Below are 1,355 nucleotides of genomic sequence, written 5' to 3'. Positions count from 1 at the left end.
TCTGCAGCGGCCCTAGCCGCGCTCGATGCTTAAAGCTGGGCAGCCTCCGGAAGTATGGGTGTGCTACAGGCCGCAGCCTTGCGACTTGCCAGAGCAAAGGACAATAGCTCCGCGCACGGGCTCAAGAAACCATTGCATTGGATCCGGCTCGTGCTTCAGCGCTTGCATTAGCCTAAAGCAGACATTCCGCTTTGCGCCAAACTAGGTCGAAAGCGGGCAATTCCCTCAAGCCCGAAAGCGGACATTGTGGAAGTCGGCCATTGGTGCCGTTTCAAGCCAATTATTGATCCATCAAATACAGATATCCGATCATCTATTGGTCCAAACAATCGAAGACTGGCTGTCATTGACCAATCTTTTAGGTTGTGGTTCTCTGGACCTCATTTGATGGGGCTGATTTAACACAGTTTCGATTGGCCACGCTTTAGAGAGAGTTTGCTGAACTTGATTACCCTAGCGAACCAAGATCGTTTGAAACATGAAGCTGAAGCGGGTCCGTGGGCAGCACGAGTTGCACGCGCTCTGTTTTTCGCCTTTTGCTTCGTTGCTTTGTTGGGTTCTGGTGGCTGCGCCAAGAAATACGTCAATCGGCTAGAGGTCACAGTGACCATCCAGTCAGGTGGGAAACTCTACAGCGCTTCTGGTGTTCAGGAAACGCGGTGTTATGGCCCTAACCCCATTGCGCCAAATATCAGCACGGGAGGATGCCAACTTGAGGGAGAGGCGATCCCGATTTTGATCGGTACTAAAGGCTATTTAATCGCCACTATGTCGTGGGCCAAAGAATGTTGCGGTGCTGATTTATACCCATTTGCCATCAGAAATGGTGGCAACAAGGGCGCGCCATTTTGGCGGCGCTCTTGGATGCTGGAGCGGCAATACTATCCGCTTTTTGTTCGGTTCAGTGATCCTTCTAACCATTTGACAGCCAACGTGCTTGATGACAACGAACTGAAGGTTTTCTACGGCGAAGATACGGTAATTAAAGAAGTTAAAGTTGAGCGTGTCTTTAAGCCAATAACAAAACGGCGTCTCATCAAAGTATTGCCGTGGCTCCAAGATGAAGATGCGACGTACAAGCGCTTTGGTAACGGCAACATGAGTGACTACAGCCAAATCGAGAACCGACTTGGAGACGAAATTTTTAAATGGGGAAGCTGGTAATGCCTGTAGAGTATAATGATGTTCTCGCAGCGCTTTTATCGATGGATGTTCATAATCGAGGCATGAATTAAGCTCGTCGCCAAACTACTGCCCATCTTGTCGAGATTGCTGGAAAGTCCGAACTTCCGCTTTCGCCCCACAAGCCCCCCAAAGCAGACCATCCGCAATCGTGAAGAGTTTCGGATGCTTTT

General features: G+C 49.7%; 1 protein-coding gene. It reads left to right on the top strand.

From position 1 onward, the window contains the following. The first annotated feature begins 435 nt into the window (after positions 1-435). Positions 436-1,164: a hypothetical protein gene (locus B7364_RS08275; RefSeq protein ID WP_085339536.1), complete on the top strand. Its 729-nt coding sequence runs from the start codon at positions 436-438 to the stop codon at positions 1,162-1,164. Positions 1,165-1,355: the final 191 nt, after the last annotated feature.

It is taken from the genome of Aquidulcibacter paucihalophilus (assembly GCF_002105465.1).
Taxonomy (GTDB): Bacteria; Pseudomonadota; Alphaproteobacteria; order Caulobacterales; family Aquidulcibacteraceae; genus Aquidulcibacter; species Aquidulcibacter paucihalophilus.
Note: the sequence above shows the minus strand (reverse complement) of the source record. Positions and strands in the feature narration are given on the sequence as shown.